The sequence below is a fragment of the Arthrobacter sp. 01N442 genome (assembly GCF_056399345.1).
On sequence record NZ_JBFTRD010000005.1, the window covers coordinates 264831 to 283288 of the forward strand.

Here is an 18458-nt window from a genome sequence, read left to right on the forward strand (position 1 = left end):
CGTGGCGAGCTTTGTAGACCGGGTAGTACTGCACGTATCCGGCGGTACCGGCGGCCACGGCTGTGTCTCCGTCCACCGCGAGAAGTTCAAGCCGCTCGGCGGTCCCGACGGCGGCAACGGCGGCAACGGCGGCGACGTCATCCTGCGCGTGGACCCCCAGACCACCACCCTGCTCGACTACCACCACGCCCCGCACCGGCACGCCACCAACGGCGGCCCCGGCATGGGCGACTGGCGCGGCGGCAAGAACGGCGAGACCTTGGTTCTTCCCGTGCCTGAGGGCACGGTTGTCAAGAGCAAGGACGGCACCGTCCTGGCCGACATGGTGGGCGAAGGCACCGAGTTCATTGCCGCGGCCGGCGGCCTGGGCGGCCTCGGCAACGCCGCACTGTCCTCGCAGAAGCGCCGCGCCCCGGGCTTCGCGCTGCTCGGCATCGAAGGCGACTCCAGCGACATCGTCCTGGAACTGAAGTCCATCGCCGACATCGCCCTGGTCGGCTTCCCCTCCGCCGGCAAGTCCAGCCTCATCGCCGCCATGTCCGCCGCGCGGCCCAAAATTGCCGACTACCCCTTCACCACTCTGATCCCCAACCTCGGCGTCGTCCAGGCAGGCGACGTGCGCTTCACCATCGCCGACGTACCCGGCCTGATCGAAGGCGCCAGCGAGGGCAAGGGCCTGGGCCACCACTTCCTGCGCCACGTCGAACGCTGCGCGGCCCTCGTCCACGTGCTGGATTGCGGCACGCTGGAATCGGACCGCGACCCGCTCTCGGACCTCGCCGTGATCGAGGCCGAGCTCGAGAAGTACGCCGTGGACATGAGCTACGCAGGTTCGGACGGCGAAGTGGTGCCGCTGAACCACCGCCCCCGCCTGATCGCGCTGAACAAGGTAGACCTGCCGGACGGCAAGGACATGGCCGAATTCGTCCGTCCGGAACTCGAAAAGCGCGGCTACAAGGTCTTCGAAATCTCCGCCACCAGCCACGAGGGGCTCCGCCAGCTGGGCTTCGCCATGGCCGAGATCGTCAAGGCAGCCCGCGATGCTGTGGCCGCGACGCCGCCGAAGGTCCAGGCGCCGGTGCTGCGCCCGCGCGCCGTCAACGAGAGCGGCTTCACGATCCGCCGCGAGGAGAAGAACCTCGAGCCGCTGTTCCGCGTGCTGGGCGAGAAGCCCGTGCGCTGGGTCAAGCAGACCGACTTCACCAATGAGGAAGCGATCGGCTACCTCGCCGACCGCCTCGCGAAGCTGGGTGTCGAAACGGAACTGTTCAAGCAGGGCGCCAAGCCCGGCGACACCGTCGTCATCGGCGAAGACGACGGCGTCGTCTTCGACTGGGAGCCCACCATGATGGCCGGTGCCGAACTGCTGGCCTCCCCGCGCGGTACCGACGTGCGCTTCGCCGACATCGGCGACCGCCCCACCCGCGGACAGAAGCGCGAGGAACAGCAGGAGCGCCGCGACGCCAAGGCAGCAGCCCGGGCCGAGCTGGAGGCCGAGCGCAAGGCCGGCATCTGGACCGAATCGGTCAGTGCCCGCCGCGCGCCGCAGCCGCTCAAGGAGAGTGGACTCGGCGAAGCCGATGACGAGTAACACCGTCGCGACGCCCGGAGCGGCGGGCGCCCCCAGCCGCACGCTGCTCTCCGGCGCCCGCCGGATCGTGGTCAAGGTCGGGTCTTCCTCGCTGACTTCCATCAAGGGCGGGATCGCCGAGGAAGCGCTGAGCGACCTCGCCGATGCCCTCGCGCACAAGCGCAACGCGGGCACCGAAATCATCCTGGTCTCCTCCGGGGCGATCGCCGCCGGGCTGGCGCCGCTGGGACTCGAGAAGCGCCCCAGGGACCTCGCCACCCAACAGGCCGCTGCGAGCGTGGGCCAGGGCCTCTTGATGGCCCGCTACACCCACGCCTTTGGCGCCCACGGCGTCACGGTGAGCCAGGTGCTGCTGACCGCGGATGACTTTATGCGCCGCAGTCAGCACACGAACGCCTTCCGGGCGCTTGACCGGCTGCTGAACCTCGGCGTCGTCCCGGTAGTCAATGAAAACGACACCGTCGCGACGCACGAGATCCGCTTCGGCGACAACGACCGGCTCGCTGCCCTGGTGGCCCACCTGGTCCGCGCCGATGCCCTGGTGCTGCTCTCCGACGTCGACTCGCTCTACGACGGCCCGCCGTCACACGGCGCCAAACGGATTGCCCACGTCTCCGGCCCGCACGACCTTGAAGGCGTCTCGATCGGCAGCACCGGCAAGGCCGGCGTCGGCACCGGCGGTATGGTCACCAAGGTCGAGGCCGCGTCCATCGCCGCCGGCTCCGGGATCAGCGCCCTCGTGACCTCCACCGCGAACGCCGCCGCCGCGCTGGCGGGGGAGGACGTGGGAACCTGGTTCTCCGTCAACGGCTCCCGCAAGCCGATCCGGCTCCTTTGGCTCGCCCACCTGGCGTCCGTTCAAGGCACCCTGGTGCTCGACGACGGTGCCGTGCGCGCCGTCCGCGACCGCCACACCTCACTGCTGCCCGCCGGGATTTCAGCCGTGCACGGCGACTTTGAAGCCGGCGACGCCGTGGAGATGGTCGGCACCGACGGGACCGTAATCGCACGCGGACTGGTGAACTACGGCGTCGCCGAACTGCCGCAGATGCTCGGCCGCTCTACCCGCGAACTCGGCAAGACGCTGGGCCGCGGCTATGACCGTGAAGTTGTTCATGTTGACGACCTGGTGCTGGTCTAAGCTCCCGCCTCGCCTAAACTTGGAGAATGACTGAGGCCCTGACTTCGCACCCCGACCTGCCGGTTCACGACATGCCCTCCGCGGGCCTGCCGCCAGCCGCAACGGACGTCGAAGCCGCCGTTCATGCCATCGCCGACCGCTCCCGCGCAGCCTCCCGGCAGATGGCCCGCGCCAACCGGGCCTGGAAGGACCGCGGGCTGCGCGCCATCGGTGCCGCGCTGGTCGAGAACAAGGACCGGATCCTGGCCGCCAACGCCACGGACGTCGCGGCCGGCCGGGCCAACGGCACCTCCGCCGCGCTGCTAGACCGCCTGACCCTTACCGACGCCCGCGTGCAGGCCCTGGCCGCGGCACTGGAAAACCTCGCCAACCTGCCGGACCCCGTGGGCAATGTGGTCCGCGGCCAGACGCTTCCGAACGGACTGCGCCTGCGTCAGGTCAACGTGCCGATGGGTGTGGTGGCCGCGATCTACGAGGCGCGTCCCAACGTCACCGTGGACATTGCCGGACTGGCCCTCAAGAGCGGCAACGCAGTGATCCTGCGGGGCGGAAGCGCCGCCGCCGCGACCAACGAGGCACTCGTCGGCATCCTCCGCGAGGCCCTGGACTCCGTGGGCCTGCCCGCCGACGCCGTGCAGACCATAGACCAGTTCGGCCGGGACGGGGCGAACGTCCTGATGCGCGCCCGGGGCCGCGTCGACGTCCTGATTCCCCGCGGCGGACGCGAGTTGATCCAGACCGTCGTGACGAACTCCTCGGTGCCCGTCATCGAAACCGGCGAGGGCAATGTGCACATCTTCCTCGACGCCTCGGCGGACGAAAAGATGGCCGTCGAGATCCTGCTCAATGCCAAAACCCAGCGCCCCAGCGTCTGCAACACCGTGGAGACGCTGCTGGTCCATTCCGGCTCCACCGTGCTGCCCGCCGTGGCCGCCGCGCTGCGCGACGCGGGCGTGACCCTCCACACAGACGACCGGATCCGCGCCGCGCTGCCGGCCGCGGTGGAGTCCGTGCCCGCCACCGAGGTGGACTGGGCCACCGAATACATGGACCTGGACCTGGCGGTGGCCATGGTTGACAGCCTCGACGAGGCCGTGCAGCACATCCGCACCTGGTCCACCGGGCACACCGAAGCCATCCTCACCAACGACCTCGCCAACGCCGAGCGCTTCATCGCAGAGGTGGACTCCGCGGCCGTGATCGTGAACGCCTCCACGCGGTTCACCGACGGGGGAGAGCTGGGCCTCGGCGCCGAGGTGGGCATTTCGACGCAGAAGCTGCATGCGCGCGGCCCCATGGGGTTGACCGAGCTCACCACCACAAAGTGGATCGTGCAGGGCGAAGGCCAGATCCGGGGCTAGCAACGCGGTAACATGGAACAGAAGCCAGGAACGGCGGGACCTCCGTCGTCGCAAAACCGCATTAAGTTGTTAAGTCACTAGGGGAGAACATGCTGTCGCAGCAGATCACCACGTCCATAGCCGCAGCCGTTGAACACGAGGAACTCGCGCCGCTCATCGCGCCGCCGTTCGTCATCGGCGGCACCATGTTCGTGATCCTGCTGGTCCTGATGTTCATCACGCTGTCCTACGGCAACCTCGGCAAGCGCCACGAAGCCGTCGAGGAGCACCCGGACCCGCACCGCCAGCACCCGAACAAGCACGACCACGGCCAGGGCCACTAGTATTTCCGCCAAAGTGAAGCAGCACGGCGCGAAGCGCCGCCTGCGCCTGGGTGTGATGGGCGGCACGTTTGATCCGATCCATCACGGTCACCTCGTCGCGGCCAGTGAGGTCGCGGCCAAGTTTGGCCTCGATGAAGTGGTGTTCGTCCCCACCGGACAGCCCTGGCAGAAGAGCAGCAAGAAAGTCAGCGAGGCCGAGCACCGGTACTTGATGACGGTCATCGCCACGGCATCCAACCCCCGGTTCACGGTGAGCCGGGTCGACGTCGACCGCCCCGGTCCCACGTACACCATCGACACCCTGCGGGACCTGCGCACGCTGCGGCCCGATGCCGATCTGTTCTTCATTACCGGCGCCGACGCGCTTGCCCAGATCCTGTCCTGGAAAGATATTGACGAGCTGTGGTCCCTGGCCCATTTCGTCGGGGTGACGCGCCCCGGGCACGTGCTGGACGGCATGGGCCGCGACGATGTCAGCCTGCTCGAGGTCCCGGCCATGGCGATCTCCTCGACCGACTGCCGTACGCGGGTGGCGGCGGGAAATCCCGTCTGGTACCTCGTGCCGGACGGCGTGGTCCAGTACATCGCCAAGTACGACCTGTACGACGGCCAGCCCGACCCCGGGCCGGATTTCCAGGATTCCCCGCACGCCCTCGAAACAAACCAAACCGCCAGCACCGAATGAGCCTTCAATGAGTCAGGAACAGCCTCCCATCCGCAGCCGCCGCGAATTGCGCCAGGCCAGGGATGAACGCCAGGAAGCCAACCCGAACGCGAGCACCCCGGGTGCTGGTGCCGGTCAGGCTGCCCGGAACCAGGAGGGCACAGGGTCCGGCTCCGGGCAGGCCGGAGCGAACCCCTCCTTCTCAGGGCGTCCCGAGGAACCGACCGAAGCCGAGACCACGGGACGCCGCCGCGTACCCGGCCCGGTGGATTCGGTCCGAACGACCTCCGCCGCCGAACGCTCTTCCCAGATCCGGGCCCGCGACCGTGCCGCGCTGCGCACCATCAAGGAACTGGCTGAAAAAGAGGGACAACTTTCACCGGGAGGCGCCCCCACGCGCCGCCAGCTCCGGCTGCAGCAACTGGCGGAGGAGACGGCTCCTGCCACCTCGGCCAACCCGATCGTGCCGATGCCCTCGCAGCGCACCCGTTCACATCCGGTCGTGGCGCAGGCAGCCAAACCGGAAACCAAGCCGTCGTCCGGCACTGATACCTCGGACGAGCCGACCGCGACACCGGCGGAGACTGCCGCCGCGCCAAACGAGGGCGCCGCTAAAGAAGGGCCCGGCCCCGGCGGCCAGCTACCGGAGGGCATGAGCGTCGAGCAAGCCCTCGCCGCCCGCGAGCTGCTTGCCGCGCAGGCCCGCAACCAGGTGGCGAAGATGGAGCACATTGCCGCCACTGATCCGGACGCGGTCAACCCGGAAATACTGGCCGAGCAAATTGCCCTCGCCGAACGGGCCGCCGTGCTCAACCGGCGCGCGGCCGCGAAACAGAAGCTGGCAGAGCAGAACAACCGGCCTGCACAGCCGCGCAGCGAAGCGCCGAAGAACGATCCCTCGACCGCCAGCAACCTCGCCATGGTGACTCCGCTGGAATTCGTCCAGGTTCCCGGCGTGGAGCGGCCGGTCATGAAGCGCCCTGCCACGTCGTACGTCCCGCTGGTCACCAATTCCAGCCCGAAAGTCCAGCCTCCGCGCACCGCGCGCCGTCCCGGCCCTGCCCGCAAGCGGGATGCCGGCCCGGCCAACGGCCGTGCGGGTGTGCTAGCTCGTGCCGAGGCAGCTGCGCAGGCCGCTTCGACCCGCCGCCCGGCTGCGGCAGCCGCCCTTGAAAATTCCAGCGCCCAGGCAGTGGAGGAGGACGTTGCCGCGCGTCCGCCGGTCGCTGCCAACGCCGCCTACGGTCTCGATCCGCTCGACGCGGCCACGGCCGGGCTGGGCCGGGCACGGCGCCTGCGCGCCCTTCAACTCGGCGTGCTGGCCCTTGGGGTCGTGGCGCTGATCGTCGGCATCGTCCTGATCATCACCGGGTTGGCACACTAGCCGAGTCGTAACAGCGTCCCTGCGCTGTTTCGGATCTGGCCCCGTCCAGCAGGCGTTTGCGCCAACGCACCTTTTTCTTTCAAAACAGCTTCTCTATTCAAAAGCTTTTACACATTCAACAAGGAGTCCCGTGACTGCAACCGATTCATCCATCGCCACAGCCCGCCACGCAGCCCGCGCGGCCGCGGAAAAATTGGCCGAGGACATTGTGGCTCTCGACGTCAGTGAGCGGCTGGCCCTCGCGGACGTCTTCCTGATTGCGTCGGCGCCGTCCGAGCGCCAGGTCAACGCGATCGTCGACGGCATCGAGGATGAACTGTCCAAGTTCGACCTCAAGCCCGTGCGCCGCGAAGGACGCTCCGGCGGACGCTGGGTGCTGCTGGACTACGCCGACGTCGTGATCCACGTCCAGCACGAGGAGGACCGCGTATTCTACGCCCTCGAGCGTCTCTGGAAGGACTGCCCGGTCGTGGACCTGCAGCTCGGCGACGACGCCTCGGCGAAGGCCAACGCTGCCACCGAAACCGAGTAAGCGGCCAGGGAGCGACCGGCGCAAAACCCTGAATATGCCCGATTTGGAATTTTCAGAAGTGCTGATCTAAGATATTTGAGTTGCTTCGGAGAGAACGAATTCGGAGCAGCGAAAATTTGGGGCTGTGGCGCAGCTGGTAGCGCACCTGCATGGCATGCAGGGGGTCAGGGGTTCGAGTCCCCTCAGCTCCACCGAATGATCCGCCGGAATCGAGAGATTCCGGCGGATTTTTTTGTGTCCTGCCGCCGCCCGGGCGTATCCAAAGACTGCAGATCCGCCACGCCGTAGGCCGATTAGCGTCGGCGGCAAATGTAGATTAAGCTAATCAGGTTGCTTGATCGAAACAGCATCTTTCGGTTCCGGTCAGCAGCGGTTTCGGGGCTGTGGCGCAGCTGGTAGCGCACCTGCATGGCATGCAGGGGGTCAGGGGTTCGAGTCCCCTCAGCTCCACCGAACGAGGTCCCGCTCTCCGAGCGGGGCCTCGCTTTAGTTAACGCGCAAATAGGATGGGACCGTGAACGACAGCACGCTGACGACGGTGCGTCCAGCCGACGTCGTGGTCATCGGTGCCGGTCAGGCGGGACTGTCCGCCGCGTACCACCTCCAGCGCCACGGCTTCGTCCCGGCCCCGCTTTCCGGCGGCCCGGGTCACGACAACGCCTCCGCCGGCCCGCTGAGCTATGTGGTGCTCGACGCCGAAGACGGTCCCGGAGGCGCGTGGCGGCACCGCTGGAAGAGCCTGCTGATGGACACTGTGAACGGCATCAGCGACCTTCCGGGGATCCCGCAGCCATCGGTGGACCCGCAGGAGCCCAGTTCGCGTTTCCTGAGCCGCTACTTCGGCGGCTACGAAGCCCAACTCGGCCTTGCCATCGAGCGGCCCGTGAAGGTGCAGGCCGTTGGCCGCGAGGACAGCAACCCGGCCGGACGCCTGCATCTCGAAACGTCCCGCGGCCCCTGGTCCGCCCGGGCCCTGATCAACGCCACGGGCACCTGGACCCGCCCCTTTTGGCCTATCTACCCGGGCCAGGCCAGTTTCCGCGGCAGGCAACTGCACGTCGCGGATTACGTTTCCGCCGAGGAATTCCGCGGCCGGCACGTGATCGTGGTGGGCGGCGGCATTTCCGCCGTGGGATTGCTCGATGAGATCTCCAAGGTCACCAGCACCACCTGGTTCACCCGCCGTGAACCCGTCTGGCGCGACGCCGCCTTCGACCGGCAGGCAGGCCACGACGCCGTCGCCCTGGTCGAGGAGCGGGTGCGACAGGGGCTGCCGCCGCAGAGCGTCGTTGCCGTGACCGGACTGATTTGGACGCCGGCCTTGCGTGCGGCCGCGGAGCGCGGCGTGCTCCAGCGCCACCCCATGTTCAACGGCATCGAACCCGGGGGAGTGCGGATGGCGGACGGGAGCTTCCTGGCCGCCGACGTCATCCTCTGGGCAACCGGCTTCCGCGCCGAGCTGGAGCACCTCGCGCCGCTGCACCTGCGCGGACCCGGCGGCGGCATCGCCATGGACGGCACGCAGGTGGCCGCTGAGCCCCGGGTCCACCTGGTGGGCTACGGCCCGTCCTCCTCCACCATCGGCGCCAACCGCGCGGGCCGGGCCGCCGTGGCCGGGATCGTCAAACTGCTGGCCGGTCCGGGATAACGTATAGCGTTGCAACATACCCAAGCCTGATCTGTGACGGCCCGACAAGGAACGGCGGCAACCCCTCGCGTGGCGGACAACAATCTTGATTCCCTCTTCTCCCGGCTCCGGAGGTTTCCCGACGTCGAGGCGGCCAACCTGCAGGCCTGGGACGCCACGGACCGGCTGCTGCTGGACACCGCGGCCGAGCTTCGCGCCGCCGGCCAGTTGGCACCCGGCGCCCGGATCGCCGCCGTGGGGGACCGCTACGGAGCCCTGACCCTCGGTGCGCTCGCCCTGGGGCTGCAGGAAACCGGACCCGTCCGGGTCCACGAGGATCTTGTCACGGGGGAGCGGGCGCTGCGCCATAACGCCGCAGCGACCGGTCTCACGGAAGGGTTCGAGCAGCTCCCGCTGGCCGATGCCGTGGAAGGCGCCGGGCTGGTGCTGCTTCAGCTGCCACGCTCCCTCGCCGAGCTCGAGGAGATTGCCGACGCCGTCGCCCGGCACGCCGCACCCGGTGTGGTGCTGCTGGCCGGCGGCCGGGTCAAGCACATGAGCCTGGGCATGAACGCCGTGCTGGAGCGCTACTTTGGCGAGGTTCAGCCGCAGCTGGCACGGCAGAAATCACGGATCCTGCTCGCCCGGGCCGCGAAAGCGGTCACCGGGGCCCCTCCGTATCCCGTTTCCGAGCGCCACGCCGGGCTGGACCTCACGGTGCACGCCCACGGGGCCGTCTTTGCGGGCACCGGGCTGGATATCGGAACGCGCTTCCTGCTGGACTTCCTGCCGGAGATCCCCAACGTCGCGCACGCCGTGGACCTCGGTTGCGGCACCGGAATCCTGGCGGCCCTGTACGCCCGCAGCCACCCGGAGGCGCAGGTCACCGCCACCGACCGGTCTGCGGCGGCCGTCGACTCCGCCCGGGCCACGGCACGCGCCAACGGCCTGGAGCGTCAGATCGAGGTTCTGCAGGACGACGCCATGAGCACCATGCCGGATGCCTGCGCCGAGCTGGTCCTGCTCAACCCGCCCTTCCACTTGGGGGCCGCCGTGCACGCCGGAGCCGGGATCAAGCTGATCGAAGCCGCCGCCCGGGTCCTGGCTCCGGGTGGCGAACTGTGGACGGTGTTCAACAGCCACTTGCATTACCAGCCCGCGCTGGAGCGGCTGGTCGGCCGCACCCGCGAGGTGGGGCGGAACCCGAAATTCACCGTCACCGCGAGTGTAAGAGGCCCACGCCCCTAGGGGGGCAGGCAAGGGCACACGTCCGGGTCCGGCTGGGCCCGCGGCAGTGCCGGCGGGGCGAATCAGTCCGACTGTGACGGACAAAGGTGGGGGCTGGGGGCCGCAAGTAACGTACGATTCTGACATCAGCAGTGCTTGGCCGAAGACGTTGAGAGGTACCAGTGACTGAGATCCGCACACCCTCGCCGCGGCGCGGAACAAACCTGCCACGAATGGGAGACTTCAACCTCACCGTCATCCTGGACGCCATCCGGCGCGCCCCGAACGGGCTCAGCCGGGTGGAACTCGCGCAGATCGTCGGACTCTCGCCGCAGACTATTTCCAACATCTCCCGCCGGCTGCTGGACCAGAACCTGATCGTCGAGGCGGGCAAGGAAGGCACCGGCCCCGGCAAGCCTCGGACCATGCTCCGGCTCAACCCGGGCGGAATGTACGCCGTCGGCGTCCATCTCGACCCCGCCGTCCTAACCTTCGTTGTGCTGGACCTCGTGGGCGCCGTGGTCAAGCACTCCCGGATCAAGACGCCGTCGGGTGCGGATCCGGACTCCATCATCGACACCATCGCCACCGAGATCAAGCAGCTGGTCGAGGACTCCGGCGTGGACCGCGCCAAGGTCGCCGGGCTGGGCATCGCCTCGCCGGGGCCGATCGACCTTGAGGAGGGCGCTGTAGTGGATCCGCCCCTGCTGCCGGGCTGGGAACGTGTTCCACTGCGCGACCGTCTCGCCGAGGCCACCGGGCTGTCCACGCTGCTGGACAAGGACGTCACCAGCGCCGCCGTGGCCGAGACCTGGGCCGGCGGCCCCAGTGGCGCGGGCAGCTTCGTCTTCATGTACATGGGCACCGGAATCGGCTGCGGGGTGGTGCTCAACGACGAGGTCATCCGCGGCACTTCCGGCAACGCCGGCGAGATCGGGCATATCATCGTGGATCCCGACGGCCCGCTGTGCGACTGCGGCCAGCACGGCTGTGTGAAGTCCTCCGCCATACCGCAGGTCCTCGTGGCCCAGGCCGAGGCGGCCGGCGTACTGGACGGCTCCCTTGCGGACCGGAGCGCGCCCGCCGTGCAGGAACGCTTCGCGGAACTCTGCGCGCTGGCCTACAGCGGGAACGAGGAGGCCCAGGGCATCCTGCGGAAATCTGCGGTGCTCGTGGGACGGGCCATCTCGGCGGTCACCAACGCCCTGGATGTGGACCGCGTCGTGTTCGGCGGCCCTTTCTGGACCTGCCTCGCGCCGGCCTACCTTGAACTCATCCCGGGACTCGTCGGGGATAACAGCGCCACCCGGAAGATCCACGGCATCGAGGTCGTCGGCACCGGCGTGGGCGAGGACGTGGGCGCGATTGGCGCCGCCTGCCTGGTCCTTGAGCACACGCTGGCTCCGCGCTCCCAGCGCCTCCTGCTGGAGGGCTAACGAGCAGCAGCCCCCTCGGCCGCGGGGACTGCCGTCAGTCGATGTCCTCGATGACGGTCCCGAACGGGATGGTGTCATCCAGATGCGCCTGGTGGTCGTGCGGATGCACCACCACCCGGACGCCGTGCAACTTGTCCGCCGCCGACTGCATCAGGATCGGCCGAACGGTGTTGATGACGCTCTCGCTCTTGCCGGCGAGATACTCCTGGTAACTGGCTGGAAGCTGGATCATGCCCTCAGGATAGACCTGCGTGGGCAGCGCTGGGGAGGGCCCGAAGCCCTGCTCCCGGGCGCACAGCCAGCAGACGCAATCGGCCGAATGAACGAAGAATCTTCTGCGAAGGGCTGGAAAAGAACGTAAAGACGCGTCTTAATTCGGCGCCAGACTTGAATGCCTCTCCCGGCCGCCCTAGAGTCGTACACAAGTTACCGCGGTAACGTGTCAGCGATCCTCCGCTGCGGGCCGGCCCACAGGAAATTTCCCGGGCGGCCAAGGAGGGTGTGGGTGCCCCCATGTGGGCCTGACATTTGCTCACGGACAACTTCGTATCAGGCGTAACAGTCGCGACTGCGTCCTGCTGAAGTTCCCTCCGTGTTCCCCAAACTCAACTCATTGGCGCCAGCGCCGGCCGGACTCCGGCACAGCTGGCACCAGTGGCTCACAGCCAAGGACGCAAATGTCTCCACCAAGCCTTATTGACGCACATCCAAATCTCGCCGGCGCGGCACCCGTTGCGCTCTCCTACGAACTGTTCCCGCCCAGGTCGCCCGCGGCGGCTGAGTCGCTCTGGACCACCATCGGGGAACTGGAAGCCACCAGTCCCGACTACGTGTCCGTCACCTACGGCGCGAGCGGCTCGAACCGGAACACCGCCGTCGAACTCATCAACCGCCTGGTGCAGGAAACCACACTGCGCCCCCTGGCGCACCTGACCTGCGTGGGCAACACGCCCCAGGAGCTGGCCGAAATCATCGGCGAGCTGCTCGACGTCGGCGTCCGCGGCATTCTCGCCCTGCGCGGTGACCAGCCCCGGGACGGGGGAGTCCCCGCCGACGGCTCGCTGCGCTACGCCCAGGACTTGATCGAGCTCATCCGCCGCGTCGAACAACGTCGCTCGGCCCTGCTCTGCGCCGGCAAGGTGGCGGTCGGCGTCGCAGCGTACCCCACCCGGCACCCCGAGTCGCCGAGCGAGGCGCACGACGTCGAGGTGCTGCTGGCCAAGCAGCGCTCCGGCGCGGACTTCGCAATCACCCAGGTCTTCTTCCACACCGAGCAGTACGCGCAGCTGCTGTCCCGGGCCCGCCGCGCCGGCGTCAACATCCCGATCATCCCCGGGGTCATGCCCCTGACCAGCATCAGGCGGCTCACCCGGCTGGGCGAACTGACCGGCGTCGAACCGGCGCCGGAACTGATCGAACGGCTCGCCGCCGCCGACACCGACGCCGAACGCAACCGGATCGGCGTCAACGCCACCGTGGACCTGGCCAACGCGGCCCTGGACGCCGGCGCCCCGGGCCTGCACCTCTACACGTTCAACGAGCACGCCAGCGCCCTCGAGGTGCTGGACAAGCTCGCGCTGCCGCGCCCGCGAAACGGCCACCGCCACGGCAGCCTCCAACGCCCCGCCGCCAGCCGCCAGCTCGCCAGCTGACGGCGCCGGCAGACACAACTTTCCCCCGCACCGCCCCACCAACTTTTAGGACTTCCCATGACTGACAAGAACACCGCTGTCCCCACCCCGTTCCCGGCCGCCTCGATCCTTGGCTACCCGCGCATCGGACGCCGCCGCGAGCTGAAGAAGGCCGTCGAAGCCTACTGGGCCGGCACCATCGACGCCGCCGCCCTGGACGCGGCCGCCAAGGAAATCCAGCTGGGCACCGCCAAGCGCCTCCACGACCTCGGCCTGAGCGAAGCCGCCGCCGTTCCGGGGACGTTCTCCTACTACGATCAGGTCCTCGACGCCGCCGCCCACCTCGGCGCCGTGCCCGCCCGCTTCGGCAACCTCCTCGACGCCGACGGCCAGCTCGACATCGACGGCTACTTCACCCTGGCACGCGGCACCGAGGCCCAGCAGCCGCTGGAAATGACCAAGTGGTTCGACACCAACTACCACTACCTGGTTCCGGAGATCGGCCCGGAGACGAGCTTCTCGCTGACCTCCAGCCGGATCGTCGAGGAGTTCGCCTACGCCCTCGCCAACGGTGTGGAGACCCGCCCGTACATCGTCGGCCCGGTCACGTTCCTGCTGCTGAGCAAGGCCTCCGACGACGCCCCTGCCGGGTTCAGCCCGCTGTCCCGCCTCGAGGACGTCCTCCCCGTCTACACAGCACTGCTGGAGAAGCTGGCCGCCGCCGGCGCAAGCTGGGTCCAGCTCGATGAGCCCGCCCTCGTGGTTGACCAGGACACCCCGGCCGAGGAAATCCAGGCCGCCGTGGCCCGTTCCTACGAGGTCCTCGCCGCCGCCGCGAACCGTCCGCAGCTCTTCGTCTCCACGCCGTATGGCGCGCTGGGCGGACAGCTTGGCACCCTCGCGGCGACCGGCATCGACGCCCTGCACCTGGACGTCTTCAAGGGCGAGGTCCCCTCCGCCGCGGCCCTCGCCGCGCTGGGCAACAAGACCCTCGTGGCCGGCGTCGTGGACGGCCACAACATCTGGCGCAACGACCTGGCAGCCTCGGCCGCGAAAATCGCCGAACTGCAGCAGTCCGTGGCCAAGCTGGCCATCAGCACCTCGACCTCAGCGCAGCACGTCCCGCACGACGTCGAGGAGGAAGTCCAGCTCTCCGCACAGCTGCGCAGCTGGCTCGCCTTCGCCGACCAGAAGGCCACCGAGGTCGTCACCCTCGCGGGCCTGCTGACTGACGCCGACGCCGTGCGCCCGGCCATCGAGGAGGCCACCCGCATCATCGCCTCCCGCGCCGAGGCGGAGGGCGTCCGCCGCGCCGAGGTCAGGGCACGCACCGCGGCACTGACCGACGCCGATTTCACCCGCTCCGCCTACGCGGTCCGCGAAGCCGCGCAGACCGAGGCATTGCACCTGCCGCCGCTGCCCACCACCACCATCGGCTCCTTCCCGCAGACGTCGGAGATCCGCACCGCCCGGGCCCGCGCCAACAAAGGGGAACTCAGCACCGAACAGTACGAGCAGCTCATGAAGGACGAAATCAAGCGCGTTGTCGACCTGCAGGAAGAGCTCGGCTTCGACGTCCTGGTCCACGGCGAGCCCGAGCGCAATGACATGGTCCAGTACTTCGCCGAGAACCTCGAGGGCTTCGACGTCACCGTGCACGGCTGGGTCCAGTCCTACGGCTCGCGCTGCACCCGCCCGTCCATCCTGTGGGGCGATGTCACCCGCAGCGCCCCGATCACGGTGGAATGGGCCCGCTACGCGCAGTCCCTGACCAACAAGCCGATGAAGGGCATGCTCACCGGCCCGGTCACCATCCTCGCCTGGTCCTTCGTCCGCGACGACCAGCCCCTCGGCGAGACCGCCAACCAGGTGGCCCTGGCGCTCCGCGACGAGATCGCGGACCTGGAGGCCGCCGGGATCAAGGTGATCCAGGTCGACGAGCCGGCCCTGCGCGAACTCCTGCCGCTGCGCAAGGCGGACCAGGCCGCGTACCTGGACTGGTCGGTGAAGTCCTTCCGCCTCGCCACTGCCGGCGCCGCGGACGCCACCCAGGTCCACACACACCTGTGCTACTCCGAGTTCGGCGCCATCATCGACGCGATCGACGGCCTCGACGCCGACGTCACCTCGATCGAGGCGGCCCGTTCCCGCATGGAGGTAGTGCACGACCTCGAATCGCACGGCTTCGGCCGCGGCGTGGGCCCGGGCGTCTACGACATCCATTCGCCGCGCGTCCCGGGCGAGCAGGAAGTCACCGAACTGCTCAGCACCGCGGTCAAGCACGTCCCGTCCCGCCAGCTCTGGGTCAACCCGGACTGCGGCCTGAAGACCCGGGGCTACGCAGAGACCGAGGAATCGCTGCGCAACCTGGTCGCAGCCACCAGGACGGTCCGCGCCGATCTCCTTGAGGCGGCCAAGTAGCACTCGGCTCCACGAACGACGGCGGCCGGCCACCTACCCAGGTGGCCGGCCGCCGTCGTCCGTTTCACTCAACGATTGCTGAGCAACCGCCGTTTTGAGCCCCCAAAAGGGCGGCTACGGAGCAATCGATCCGGGAGGGAGTGCACGGGTGAGTCAGGATTCCCAGAGGATCTCGTCGTCAACCACGCCGTCCTCGTCCGCGGAGGCGACGAGGACCTCGTCGGAGAAGTGCGCGCCCAGGGTGAAGTCGAGGACGAAGTAGCGTTCCGGCTGGCCCGGGTAGATGCCCACGTGGCCGAGCTTGAGCGCCTTCAGGAAGACCTGGTTGGTCAGCTGCGCTTTGTCCGTGACGCCGAAGACCTGCTGCAGGTGTTCGGGCTTGATGGCGTTGCAATGGAAGCGGAGGTACTCCTGCGGGCTGGTGCCTTCCTGCTCGAGCTCCTCGGCGATCATCTCGCGGACCTGGTCCACGAGCTCGGGCAGGAAGCGAAGCCGGTAGTCAACCTTGTGCAGGGCCGCCTCGTCGAAATGGTCATGCGCGTTGACATTGAGGTCAAGCTCCAGGGGCTGGCCCGCAAGTTCGTGCTTCGCGGCGAAATTATGGTCACGCCCGTGGTTGAGCTCGATCTCTCCAAAGTGCTGGCTCGCTACCTTGCTCATGTCTTCAACATAGTCCTCAATACGGGTCCGTTCCAGCATCGCCCGGGATTTATCCGGTACCGCCCCCGGACACCGGCGGGGGACCGGTACATTGTTCGAATGCAAACCATTGCCGACGCCGTTGCCCGCGCCCGAGATTTTTTTGACAGCGGAACCACCCGCCCGCTCGCATGGCGGCTGGAGCAGCTCGGCAGCCTCCGGCGGATGCTCGTCGAGCGGCGCAGCGAGTTTGTCGCCGCACTGGCCAGCGACCTGGGCAAGCACGAAACCGAGGCGCAGCTGACGGAAATCGGGTTTGTCACGGCGGAAGCCGCCCACCTGGAGAAACACCTCGAAGCCTGGCTGCGTCCCCGGCCGGTTCCCGTTCCGCTGGCTGTGCAGCCGGCGAAGGCGTGGACCGAACTCACCCCGCTGGGCGTGGTGTTGGTCATCGGTCCGTGGAACTACCCGCTGCAGCTGTTGCTGGCCCCCTTGGCCGGGGCGCTGGCCGCGGGGAACACCGTGGTGCTCAAGCCCAGCGAGCACGCCCCGGCAACCTCCGCCGCCCTGGCCCGCTGGATCCCGGAATACCTGCCCGGCGCGGCCCAAGTGGTGGAAGGCGGAATTCCCGAAACCACCGCCCTGCTCGCGGAGCGGTTCGACCACATCTTCTTCACCGGCGGGGAGGCCGCGGCCAAGGTGGTGCTGCGCGCAGCGGCAGAACACCTGACGCCGGTGACCCTGGAGCTGGGCGGCAAGTCCCCGGTGTACGTCGATGCCTCCACGGACCTTGCCAAGGCGGCCAAACGGATTGCTTGGGGAAGGTTCATGAACGCCGGGCAGACGTGTGTGGCGCCGGACTACATCCTGGCCAGGGAGGACGTCCTGGTTCCGCTGGAAAGCGCGCTGGTCAAGGCGATCGGGGAGCTGTTCGGCGCGGATTCGGCGCGGAGCGGATCCTACGGCCGGATCATCAACGACCGGCACTTCGACCGGCTTGCGGCGCTCGCGGACGGCAGCAAGGTCGTCCACGGCGGCGAACGCGACGCCGCCGGCCGGTATTTTGCTCCCACGCTGCTGCGGCCTGCGCCCGGGGACGCCGTGATGGGCGAGGAAATCTTCGGCCCGCTGCTTCCGCTGGTTCCGGTCAGCGGCCGGGACGAGGCAATCCGGACGATCAACGCCGGAGCCAAGCCGCTGGCCCTGTACGTCTTCAGCAACGACGCCGACACGCGCCGGGCATTCGCCGAACAGACCTCATCCGGGGCGCTGTGCTTCGACGTGCCCGCCGCGCACCTGAGCGTTCCGGGCCTGCCGTTCGGCGGGGTGGGCGGCAGCGGCATGGGCGCCTACCACGGCGAACACTCGCTCCGGACGTTCTCACACGAACGCTCCACGCTCTCCAAGCCGCTCTGGCCGGACACACTGGCGCTGATCTACCCGCCGTATACGAAGGCCAAGCACCGGATCATCAGCACCCTGGTGGCGCCGGCCGGAAAAATCGCCAAGTTCGGGAGGAAGCACCAGAAGCCCGGCCAGCCCTAAGGCCTAGTCCCGGTGCGTGGTTCCTAGCTTGTGCAAGGTGTCCGCCAGCAGTTCCACGAACAGCTGCACCTGGGCGGTCTGCTTTTCCTTGGGCAGCAGGGCGAAGACGTTGCGGGCCAACCGGATCTCAGGGACGTCCAGCACCACTACGCCGGCGGGACGGTGCAGCAGGGCCAACTCCGGAACCAGCGCCGCACCCAGCCCGGCCGCCGCCATCTCCAGGCTTGCATGGAAATCGTCGCTGTACGCCACCACCCGCGGGTGCAGGTTGCAGCTGGCGAAGAGCCGTTCGATCACGGTGGCGTCGGACGTGCCGGGGTGGTGCATGATCCAGGGCATGTCGGAGAGGTGGTCGGCCGCCACCTTGGACCCGGGGCCGATTCCCCAGGCTGCCGGCAGCACCACCCGGAAGTCGTCGTCGCCGATCCACTGCCGGTTTACCGTGTGCGGCCAGGCGAGGCCGGACTGGCCCACCTGGTAGACCAGCGCGACGTCGAGCTCGCCGCCGGTGCGCAGCCCCTGGATCGTCTGCCCCGGCTCGGCCACCGAGACCCTCAGTTCGATGCCCAGCTTCTTCCACGCCGGGTTCTGCAGGATCCGGGGGAGGACGTAGGTGGCAAGGCTGGGGAAGATGCCGAGCCGGAGTTCCTGGCTGGCGCTGTCATGGGTACGGGCTGCGGCTGCCATCAGCGCGTCGATGTCGGTGAGGACCTTGGACGCATGCCGGGTCATTACGACGGCGGCCTCGGTCGGATGGATGCTGCGGGCCGACCGCTGGAACAAGGCCACCCCGGTGTCCCGCTCCAGGGCCGACATCTGCTGCGAGACCGCCGAGGCCGTGTAGCCCAGCCGCGTGGCCGCCGCGGCGAACGAGCCCAGCCGGACCACTTCCACGAGCGTTCGGAGGTGCACGGGGTTGATCAAGGACGGTCCTTC

General features: G+C 68.5%; 16 protein-coding genes and 2 tRNA genes. 15 read left to right on the forward strand and 3 right to left on the reverse strand.

What is annotated here, in order from left to right; all coding sequences use genetic code 11:
• The first annotated feature begins 1 nt into the window (after position 1).
• From obgE to AC1DNC_RS12560, 12 genes are all read left to right on the forward strand, one after another.
• Positions 2–1591 carry a GTPase ObgE gene (gene obgE, locus AC1DNC_RS12505; RefSeq protein ID WP_476862847.1) on the forward strand — a complete coding sequence of 530 codons (1590 nt, stop codon included), beginning with the start codon at positions 2–4 and terminating at the stop codon, positions 1589–1591.
• Positions 1581–2732, forward strand: coding sequence for a glutamate 5-kinase (gene proB / locus AC1DNC_RS12510; RefSeq protein WP_476862848.1), 1152 nt, complete (start codon positions 1581–1583; stop codon positions 2730–2732). Before obgE ends, proB begins: the two co-directional genes overlap by 11 nt.
• A 26-nt stretch (positions 2733–2758) precedes the next feature.
• Positions 2759–4093, forward strand: a complete 1335-nt coding sequence (locus AC1DNC_RS12515; RefSeq protein ID WP_476862849.1) for a glutamate-5-semialdehyde dehydrogenase — start codon at positions 2759–2761, stop codon at positions 4091–4093.
• An 89-nt stretch (positions 4094–4182) separates the two neighbouring features.
• Positions 4183–4416: a hypothetical protein gene (locus AC1DNC_RS12520; protein WP_476862850.1), complete on the forward strand. Its 234-nt coding sequence runs from the start codon at positions 4183–4185 to the stop codon at positions 4414–4416.
• Between the two features lie 55 nt (positions 4417–4471).
• Positions 4472–5101 (forward strand): nicotinate-nucleotide adenylyltransferase, encoded by a 630-nt coding sequence (gene nadD / locus AC1DNC_RS12525; RefSeq protein WP_476862941.1) that lies wholly within the window; start codon positions 4472–4474, stop codon positions 5099–5101.
• Positions 5102–5108: 7 nt separating this feature from the next.
• The gene (locus AC1DNC_RS12530; protein ID WP_476862851.1) at positions 5109–6464 is read left to right on the forward strand and encodes a hypothetical protein; all 1356 of its coding nucleotides are present in this window, start codon (positions 5109–5111) and stop codon (positions 6462–6464) included.
• 130 nt (positions 6465–6594) lie between these two features.
• Complete coding sequence (gene rsfS / locus AC1DNC_RS12535; protein WP_476862852.1) at positions 6595–6996, forward strand: ribosome silencing factor; 402 nt, start codon at positions 6595–6597, stop codon at positions 6994–6996.
• Positions 6997–7114: 118 nt separating this feature from the next.
• A tRNA-Ala gene (locus AC1DNC_RS12540) sits at positions 7115–7187 on the forward strand.
• Between the two features lie 186 nt (positions 7188–7373).
• Positions 7374–7446 (forward strand) — tRNA-Ala (locus tag AC1DNC_RS12545).
• 64 nt (positions 7447–7510) lie between these two features.
• Positions 7511–8644 carry an NAD(P)-binding domain-containing protein gene (locus tag AC1DNC_RS12550; RefSeq protein ID WP_476862853.1) on the forward strand — a complete coding sequence of 378 codons (1134 nt, stop codon included), beginning with the start codon at positions 7511–7513 and terminating at the stop codon, positions 8642–8644.
• Positions 8645–8713: 69 nt separating this feature from the next.
• On the forward strand, positions 8714–9871 hold the full coding sequence (locus tag AC1DNC_RS12555; protein ID WP_476862854.1) for a class I SAM-dependent methyltransferase: 1158 nt from the start codon (positions 8714–8716) through the stop codon (positions 9869–9871).
• A gap of 212 nt (positions 9872–10083) precedes the next feature.
• Positions 10084–11286, forward strand: a complete 1203-nt coding sequence (locus tag AC1DNC_RS12560; RefSeq protein ID WP_476862855.1) for an ROK family transcriptional regulator — start codon at positions 10084–10086, stop codon at positions 11284–11286.
• Positions 11287–11320: 34 nt separating this feature from the next.
• On the opposite strand, the gene AC1DNC_RS12565 is transcribed toward AC1DNC_RS12560, so the two are convergent.
• Positions 11321–11518 (reverse strand): hypothetical protein, encoded by a 198-nt coding sequence (locus tag AC1DNC_RS12565; protein WP_249777074.1) that lies wholly within the window; start codon positions 11516–11518, stop codon positions 11321–11323.
• 445 nt (positions 11519–11963) lie between these two features.
• Here AC1DNC_RS12565 and AC1DNC_RS12570 point away from each other — a divergent pair, with 445 nt between their 5' ends.
• Together AC1DNC_RS12570 and metE are read left to right on the forward strand one after the other, a co-directional pair.
• A complete protein-coding gene (locus AC1DNC_RS12570; protein ID WP_476862856.1) occupies positions 11964–12938 on the forward strand; it encodes a methylenetetrahydrofolate reductase in 975 nt (324 codons plus the stop codon).
• Positions 12939–12995: 57 nt separating this feature from the next.
• Positions 12996–15338 (forward strand): 5-methyltetrahydropteroyltriglutamate--homocysteine S-methyltransferase, encoded by a 2343-nt coding sequence (gene metE / locus AC1DNC_RS12575; RefSeq protein ID WP_476862857.1) that lies wholly within the window; start codon positions 12996–12998, stop codon positions 15336–15338.
• A 153-nt stretch (positions 15339–15491) separates the two neighbouring features.
• On the opposite strand, the gene AC1DNC_RS12580 is transcribed toward metE, so the two are convergent.
• Positions 15492–15998 (reverse strand): DUF2004 domain-containing protein, encoded by a 507-nt coding sequence (locus tag AC1DNC_RS12580; protein WP_476862858.1) that lies wholly within the window; start codon positions 15996–15998, stop codon positions 15492–15494.
• 99 nt (positions 15999–16097) lie between these two features.
• Here AC1DNC_RS12580 and AC1DNC_RS12585 point away from each other — a divergent pair, with 99 nt between their 5' ends.
• Entirely contained in the window at positions 16098–17522 is a 1425-nt protein-coding gene (locus AC1DNC_RS12585; RefSeq protein ID WP_476862859.1) for an aldehyde dehydrogenase family protein, read from the forward strand.
• Between the two features lie 3 nt (positions 17523–17525).
• Here AC1DNC_RS12585 and AC1DNC_RS12590 read toward each other — a convergent pair whose 3' ends face one another.
• A complete protein-coding gene (locus AC1DNC_RS12590; protein WP_476862860.1) occupies positions 17526–18446 on the reverse strand; it encodes a LysR family transcriptional regulator in 921 nt (306 codons plus the stop codon).
• Between the last annotated feature and the right edge of the window lie 12 nt (positions 18447–18458).

What these genes read in the sequence shown, in the direction of transcription:
- nadD (WP_476862941.1), top strand. Translation starts at nt 4,472, where the DNA reads ATGGGCGGCACGTTTGATCCGATCCATCACGGTCACCTCGTCGCGGCC.
- metE (WP_476862857.1), top strand. Translation starts at nt 12,996, where the DNA reads ATGACTGACAAGAACACCGCTGTCCCCACCCCGTTCCCGGCCGCCTCG.
- proB (WP_476862848.1), top strand. Translation starts at nt 1,581, where the DNA reads ATGACGAGTAACACCGTCGCGACGCCCGGAGCGGCGGGCGCCCCCAGC.
- AC1DNC_RS12565 (WP_249777074.1), bottom strand. Translation starts at nt 11,518, where the DNA reads ATGATCCAGCTTCCAGCCAGTTACCAGGAGTATCTCGCCGGCAAGAGC.
- AC1DNC_RS12515 (WP_476862849.1), top strand. Translation starts at nt 2,759, where the DNA reads ATGACTGAGGCCCTGACTTCGCACCCCGACCTGCCGGTTCACGACATG.
- AC1DNC_RS12560 (WP_476862855.1), top strand. Translation starts at nt 10,084, where the DNA reads ATGGGAGACTTCAACCTCACCGTCATCCTGGACGCCATCCGGCGCGCC.
- AC1DNC_RS12580 (WP_476862858.1), bottom strand. Translation starts at nt 15,998, where the DNA reads ATGAGCAAGGTAGCGAGCCAGCACTTTGGAGAGATCGAGCTCAACCAC.
- AC1DNC_RS12530 (WP_476862851.1), top strand. Translation starts at nt 5,109, where the DNA reads ATGAGTCAGGAACAGCCTCCCATCCGCAGCCGCCGCGAATTGCGCCAG.
- AC1DNC_RS12520 (WP_476862850.1), top strand. Translation starts at nt 4,183, where the DNA reads ATGCTGTCGCAGCAGATCACCACGTCCATAGCCGCAGCCGTTGAACAC.
- AC1DNC_RS12585 (WP_476862859.1), top strand. Translation starts at nt 16,098, where the DNA reads ATGCAAACCATTGCCGACGCCGTTGCCCGCGCCCGAGATTTTTTTGAC.
- AC1DNC_RS12570 (WP_476862856.1), top strand. Translation starts at nt 11,964, where the DNA reads ATGTCTCCACCAAGCCTTATTGACGCACATCCAAATCTCGCCGGCGCG.